General features: G+C 43.2%; 7 protein-coding genes. 6 read left to right on the top strand and 1 reads right to left on the bottom strand.

The window, feature by feature from the left end; all coding sequences use genetic code 11:
- Positions 1-295 precede the first annotated feature (295 nt).
- The 4 genes from BCT81_RS17055 (at position 296) to BCT81_RS17070 (ending at position 3,115) form a co-directional block, all read left to right on the top strand.
- Positions 296-505, top strand: coding sequence for a cold-shock protein (locus BCT81_RS17055; RefSeq protein WP_004737278.1), 210 nt, complete (start codon positions 296-298; stop codon positions 503-505).
- Between the two features lie 541 nt (positions 506-1,046).
- Positions 1,047-1,595 (top strand): hypothetical protein, encoded by a 549-nt coding sequence (locus tag BCT81_RS17060; RefSeq protein ID WP_102425219.1) that lies wholly within the window; start codon positions 1,047-1,049, stop codon positions 1,593-1,595.
- Between the two features lie 388 nt (positions 1,596-1,983).
- Positions 1,984-2,523 carry a YaeQ family protein gene (locus BCT81_RS17065; RefSeq protein WP_102425220.1) on the top strand — a complete coding sequence of 180 codons (540 nt, stop codon included), beginning with the start codon at positions 1,984-1,986 and terminating at the stop codon, positions 2,521-2,523.
- Positions 2,516-3,115, top strand: a complete 600-nt coding sequence (locus BCT81_RS17070) for a hypothetical protein (protein ID WP_102425221.1) — start codon at positions 2,516-2,518, stop codon at positions 3,113-3,115. Before BCT81_RS17065 ends, BCT81_RS17070 begins: the two co-directional genes overlap by 8 nt.
- A 410-nt stretch (positions 3,116-3,525) precedes the next feature.
- On the opposite strand, the gene folE is transcribed toward BCT81_RS17070, so the two are convergent.
- On the bottom strand, positions 3,526-4,179 hold the full coding sequence (gene folE / locus BCT81_RS17075) for a GTP cyclohydrolase I FolE (protein ID WP_004737232.1): 654 nt from the start codon (positions 4,177-4,179) through the stop codon (positions 3,526-3,528).
- Positions 4,180-4,394: 215 nt separating this feature from the next.
- Between folE and moeA the strand changes: the two genes are divergently transcribed.
- Positions 4,395-5,630: a molybdopterin molybdotransferase MoeA gene (moeA, locus tag BCT81_RS17080; RefSeq protein ID WP_102425222.1), complete on the top strand. Its 1,236-nt coding sequence runs from the start codon at positions 4,395-4,397 to the stop codon at positions 5,628-5,630.
- A 12-nt stretch (positions 5,631-5,642) separates the two neighbouring features.
- Complete coding sequence (moeB, locus tag BCT81_RS17085) at positions 5,643-6,392, top strand: molybdopterin-synthase adenylyltransferase MoeB (protein WP_102425223.1); 750 nt, start codon at positions 5,643-5,645, stop codon at positions 6,390-6,392.
- Positions 6,393-6,508: the final 116 nt, after the last annotated feature.

Below are 6,508 nucleotides of genomic sequence, written 5' to 3' on the forward strand. Positions count from 1 at the left end.
ACCTATGTTTTTCACAAAAACGACAAGAAATCACCATACAACTGTAACTACATGATATTTAAGGAATGCAAAGTTTGACTACCTCCAAGTTTCTGCAACCTTTCCCTATGTATTCGATTGACTATCCCCTGATTTGATTTAGACTCGATTCCGGCTAGAAAGAAAGTTCTTTGTATATAAACATTTCGTTGGATTACTAGTAACCCCGTTGTGTTGTACGCAATAGCAATAAACTTTTCCACGCTATCAGTGCCACAATTGGCTCACTATAAAAATTAATTTTAGGGATAACATCATGTCTAACACAGTTACTGGTACAGTAAAATGGTTCAACGAAACTAAAGGCTTCGGTTTCATTCAACAAGAAAACGGTCCAGACGTATTTGCACATTTCTCTGCAATCACTGGCGAAGGGTTCAAAACTCTTGCTGAAGGCCAAAAAGTTGAGTTCGTAGTATCTCAAGGTCAAAAAGGCCCACAAGCTGACAGCATCAAAGTACTTTAATTTAGTATTTTAAAGCTTTCTAAAAATAGCCAGCCTCTGCTGGCTATTTTTTTACCCCGCCAATCGTTTGAGTGACAATTAAGACAAGGCATTATGCGCTGAGACCAAACCATAGCCCGGAGAACAAAAAACCAAACGAAAACCTCTGGTCAAAGCCGCTACTAGGTCGAAGCTCCTTTATCTAACATCTAAAGTCCACCTCAATATTCATCACTTAACCACCACGTAAAACTAAGCCTAGTTCATTACATTTGGTCGCCAGCACAGTAAAAATATTCGACACCCTCACAACTGACTCAAAGGTAGGAAATCAGCATATGGGCGGTATTTTTGTTTGTACTTGCGCTCACTTTAATCCCTGCCTGTTATTCCTACAAAATTGTACTGAGAAAACGAATATACAACGAACGTTATACATGTGTGTTAAAGATCAAGCATTAAGCATTCATTTTATAAATTCATCTTCAAACAACACACCAATCTTGATATGCTACCAAATGAATAACCTAGTAAAAAACATCAATAAAATGAGTACATTAGTATGAAAAGAACAATATTTACCCTTTCTATTGCCACTTTATTTTCAGTAGCCGCTGTTGCTTCAGGTTCTATGTTAGGTGAACCTAGAGAACTTTTGCCGAATGAAGATATCAAGAGTTTTTCAATGGTAGATCTTAACGGTGACAACATTGAGGAACTGGTTTTCGTTACTGAAAGTGGTCAACTAAAATATTCGCCGCTGACAGGCCTTGGACAGGGTTTGGTTGATTCTAGTGCTTATCAGCGCTTTAGAGACCGCCGTGGCTCGTATACCATGAATGTCTCGCTGAAAGGAGGTACAAGCTCAAATCCGAAACTCGGCGTATTAAGAAATGGTATACTTGGTATATCCTTCAATTCAGGCTACTTTTGCGAGGCTAGAATGTCTTTAAAAAATAATAAAATCGTCGCTAAAGACAGTTCATTCTATGATGCAGCCTATGAAATAACATATATTTCTGATGATTACATAGCAGGAAAAGTGAGATGCTCAGGTCCCAATGGTTTAGAGCAAAATGAATTCGTGCCATTTACAGCGACACGTAATTAATATTAGTTAACAATAATCTAGACGAAATATGAGACTATTACGACACTGACATATAGTGTTTATAGGCTGACCAAGAAGTGTCAATACCTTAATTGTTGGCACTTCGTGTACTTACACTTCATCAATTCTTTTGTATGACTCGGGGCGCTCACTTCTCAGTCACATAATTGTTAAACGCTTACGTCATGACCACCTAAATTGAACCCGTGTTCTTCCTTGTTAGTTCACCATAAGTACTTAAAATAATTATGGTGTAACAGAAGCCTCATCTTGCTAGCCAACTGCTCTAGTTCGTTTATACTAGGCGAAACTTACCTATAGTCTGTGATTTCAAAAAACTCATTGGTACAGCTATAGACACCTCATCCGATTGGAACCCTTACATCATATGGCTCTCAAACCGACAATCTACAAGTTTCGTATCTCTTTAACTGATATGAACCGCGACTATTACGACTCTTTTAATCTAACGATTGCACAGCATCCTTCTGAAACAGAACAGCGTATGATGGCTCGCATCATGGCGTTTTGTATCAATGCTTCACCGGAGCTTCAGTTTACTAAAGGGTTGTCGACTATCGAAGAACCTGATTTGTGGCAGAAGTCTTTAGATGACCAGATCCTTGAGTGGATCGATGTGGGCGAACCTGACGCTGAACGTGTTAAGAAAGCCACTCGCCTATCAAAGTCTGTTCGTGTGTTCAGCTTCAATACTAAATCAAACGTTTGGTGGGAGCAGAACAAAGGTAAATTCGGTTACCTTAAAGCCCACATTGTTCGTCTAGACAATGATGGTATTGAGCAATTAGCTGCAATGACAGAGCGCACCATGGACCTTTCAGTTATGCTGACGGGCAACTCTGCATTCGTGAATAGCGACACGCAATCAGCTGAAGTTACGTGGGAAGAGCTACAGAGTAATGACTGAGCTTCCAACCAGTAATCAGCAAAAAATTGAAGAAAACCAACAAGCTAGAACCAAACTTCACGTTTGCTTGAAAGAGTCAGGTTTAGATTCAGTAACTGCGATTGCAACGGGTTTCGAGAAAGAGCTCTCGTCTTTTATCGACGAAAACCACGCTCTGTTTAAACACGCTTGTGAGAATAAGCCTGATAATTCAGCCCGTCAGACACTGCTTGGCCTACTGACCAAAGAACATATCGATGCCAGCTATCGTTTTGAGAGCAATAAAGACGCTAGCAAAGCGATGCAAAATGTCTTCGACAATACGGTAGGCAGTGAACATGGCGACAAGTTTCAAAACTCTAGCTCTCAGCAGTTAAAGTTAGTGACACATTTATGGTTGTTCATTCAAGGTCGACTAGGTATGGATTACAGCCTAGCCAATGATCACGCAGCAGCGACTGCCAAACTGCTGTCTCGCTTATCAAGAAGCACAGACGATGAAATCCGTGTTGAGTTCATGGCGAGTTTCTACGATGGCTTGAACATCTATCAAACAGAGAATAAGCCGTCCGGTTTTGTTCATAGTTTAAAGCGTTTGTTTAACCTGTCGTAAACACTCCACCAGCTAGAATCAAATTTGCGCTTTGCACTGTGTAGAGCGCATCTCTTTCCCACCACCGTTTCCACAATTCCTCCTGGACATCAGATTCCCTACTACACTCGTCCCTCGCTTTAGGGAATGACGAATATGACTAAGTCGCTCACTCTGCAAGATCGGCAGCGCGTGCTTCTAAAAGGCTGACAATAGAATACAAACTGAACCTCCACCCTCGTATTTTCTCTTATGAGCAAACCGATCTTCTCCGTCATCCCCGAGAAGGAGGAACGACTGAGTCGGGGATCTCCTATCCACGCTCCTGAAAACTCATATTACAGGTACAAAAAAGCCCCGCTGAGAGCGAGGCTTAGAATCTTGCTTACCGATTTACTGAGGCTAAATCGTGCTTATCACATCACAGGCGATTAACGCAGACCGTGTAAGAACTCGTGACGTGTCGCTGGGTTAGATTTGAAGATACCGCCCAGTGCTGTGGTGGTGGTTTCGCTGGTTGCGTCCATCACGCCGCGCGATTTAACGCAGTAGTGAACCGCATCCATGGTTACAGCAACATCTTCTGTTTCAAGTAAAGTTTGCAAAGCGACAAGGATCTGTTGAGTCATACGCTCTTGAACTTGTGGACGCTGTGCAAAGAAGCGCACGATACGGTTGATCTTAGACAGACCAATGATTTTACCACGAGGGATGTAAGCGACAGCTGTCTTACCATCAATCGTCACCAAGTGGTGCTCACAAGTACTGGTCACGGTAATGTCTTTTACACGTACCATCTCACGAACGCCCATCTTGTTTTCAATTACGGTAATTTTAGGGAAATTTGCATAATCTAAACCAGAGAAAATCTCATCCACATACATTTTAGCAATGCGGTGTGGCGTTTCTTCCAGACTATCATCCGTAAGATCAAGTTCGAGTAGAGTGAGAATCTCACGCATATGGTGCTCGATTCGTTCCTTTTTCTCTTCTCGGCTAACCTGGTTAGGACTCATTGGCGTCTCTAAACCGCGGCTTGCTAGCGCATCTTTAACCAACTTCGCTGATTCGCTAAGACCTGACATTGAACTTCCTCTTTTATTACCCCTTCTGGATGGCAAACAAGGATACTCGGAATTTTGAATAAATACACCCATATTTTAAGGGAGGTCATTATTTACGGGGGCTAAACTGTGCTAAAGTGGCTTCAATTTCGTTGACGAAAAGCGTGTTTTAATCATTATTGAACCACCATTGCCAACCACAAAATCAAAACAATAACGATCAAAGGATTTCAATTATGGGCTGTTGCGATGCTCCGGGCTTAATGCCAATTGAAGAAGCACTAGATAAGCTGCTGTCACCAATCAAACCTATTCAAACGACTCTAACTCTGCCATTGGCAGATGCATTGGGCTACGTTCTTGCTGAAGACATACTCTCCCCTATTTTTGTACCTCCTTTTGATAACTCAGCAATGGACGGTTACGCGCTGCGTTTAGCTGACCTAGAGAATGGTAAAGTACTGCCATTGGCGGGTAAGTCTTTTGCGGGTCAGCCGTTTGAAGGCGAATGGCCAGCAAACACCTGTATTCGCATTATGACAGGCGCTAAAATCCCGGAAGGTTGTGATGCAGTCATCATGCAAGAAAATACTCGTGAAACCGATGCAGGCATTGAGATTCAACAAGACGACATCAAACTGAATAATAACATTCGCCCTACTGGTGACGACATCAAACAAGGTGACATCGTTCTTAGCCGCGGTGAACGTTTAACGCCTCGTGACATTCCAATGATCGCTTCACTTGGTGTGAGCCATGTGATTGTTGCACACAAGCCTAAAGTCGCGTTCTTCTCTACTGGCGATGAGCTAAAACCGCTAGGTCAGCCTCTTGAAGACGGTCAGATCTACGACAGCAACCGCTACGGTATCAAACCACTGATTGAAGCGTTTGGTTGCGAAGCAATCGACCTAGGTATTATCCCTGATTGCCCTACAACACTTAAAGAAACCTTTGTAAAAGCGCAAGAATTGGCAGACGTAGTTGTCACTTCTGGTGGCGTAAGTGTCGGCGAAGCGGATTACACCAAAGACATTCTCGAAGAGCTTGGCGAAATCGGCTTTTGGAAACTAGCAATCAAACCGGGTAAACCGTTCGCATTCGGTGAGCTAGACAACGCTTGGTTCTGTGGCCTTCCGGGTAACCCAGTGTCTGCAATGATGACGATGTACGTGTTAGTTCAACCTATGCTGGCTAAACTTGCCGGTCACACTGCGTGGACAGCGCCAGAATCTATTCCTGCAACGACTAAGTCTGCATTCAAAAAAGGCCCTGGCCGTACTGATTACCAACGTGGTATCTACTCGATTGAAAACGGTCAATTTGTCGTAGAAACAACAGGTAACCAAAGCTCCGGTGCTTTCCGCTCAATGAGCTTAGCAAACTGCTTTGTGGTACTAGAGCGCGAACGTGGTCGTGTTGAAGTTGGTGAAACGGTTCAGATTCAACTGTTTAACTCGACGCTTTACTAACGAGGCTTGCTGATGGAAATTTTGTCTGATGCGGAAATGCTTCGCTATAACCGCCAGATCATTCTCAAGCAGTTTGATTTTGAGGGTCAAGAAGCGCTGAAACAGAGCTCGATTTTGGTGTTAGGTGCAGGTGGCTTAGGCTGCGCCTCTGCTCAATACCTTGCGACTGCAGGCATTGGTAAGCTGACATTGATCGACGATGATATTGTTGAGCTTTCAAACTTGCAACGACAAGTGCTTCACACCGATGCTGATATTGGTAAGAAGAAAGTCGTTTCAGCCGCTGAATCATTACAGGTGTTAAACCCACACCTTAGAGTTGAAACGGTCGACTACAGACTTGATGACGAGGCACTAGCAAAGCTCATTGAAGCGCATTCGTTAGTACTTGATGCCAGCGACAACGTTGAAACGCGCAATCAATTGAACCGCTTATGTTACGCATCTAAAACGCCTTTAGTTTCTGGTGCTGCAATTCGCATGGAAGGTCAGATTAGCGTATTCACTTATCAAGATGACAATGCACCTTGCTACCAGTGTTTGAGCGCTCTGTTCGGCAACGCAGCACTAAGCTGTGTTGAAGCTGGTGTGATGGCGCCTGTTGTTGGCATGGTGGGCGCAGCTCAAGCATTGGAAGCGATCAAAGTTATCGCTAAGTTTGGACAGCCAAAACAAGGTAAGCTTTTGATTCTCGACGCCATGTCTCATAGCTGGCGTGAAATGAATTTAATGAAGATGCCTAATTGTTCGGTGTGTGGATAGACTAAACCATATCCCCCTATCGAGAGCCTAAGCCTTGACGATAAGTCAGGGCTTTTTTATGTCTGAAGTTTAGCTTCTACTCAAGGTTATCAAATTGAAATAGTTATTAAGAGATT

Origin of the sequence: Vibrio sp. 10N.261.52.A1 (assembly GCF_002876325.1) — a bacterium.
GTDB classification, from domain to species: Bacteria; Pseudomonadota; Gammaproteobacteria; order Enterobacterales; family Vibrionaceae; genus Vibrio; species Vibrio chagasii.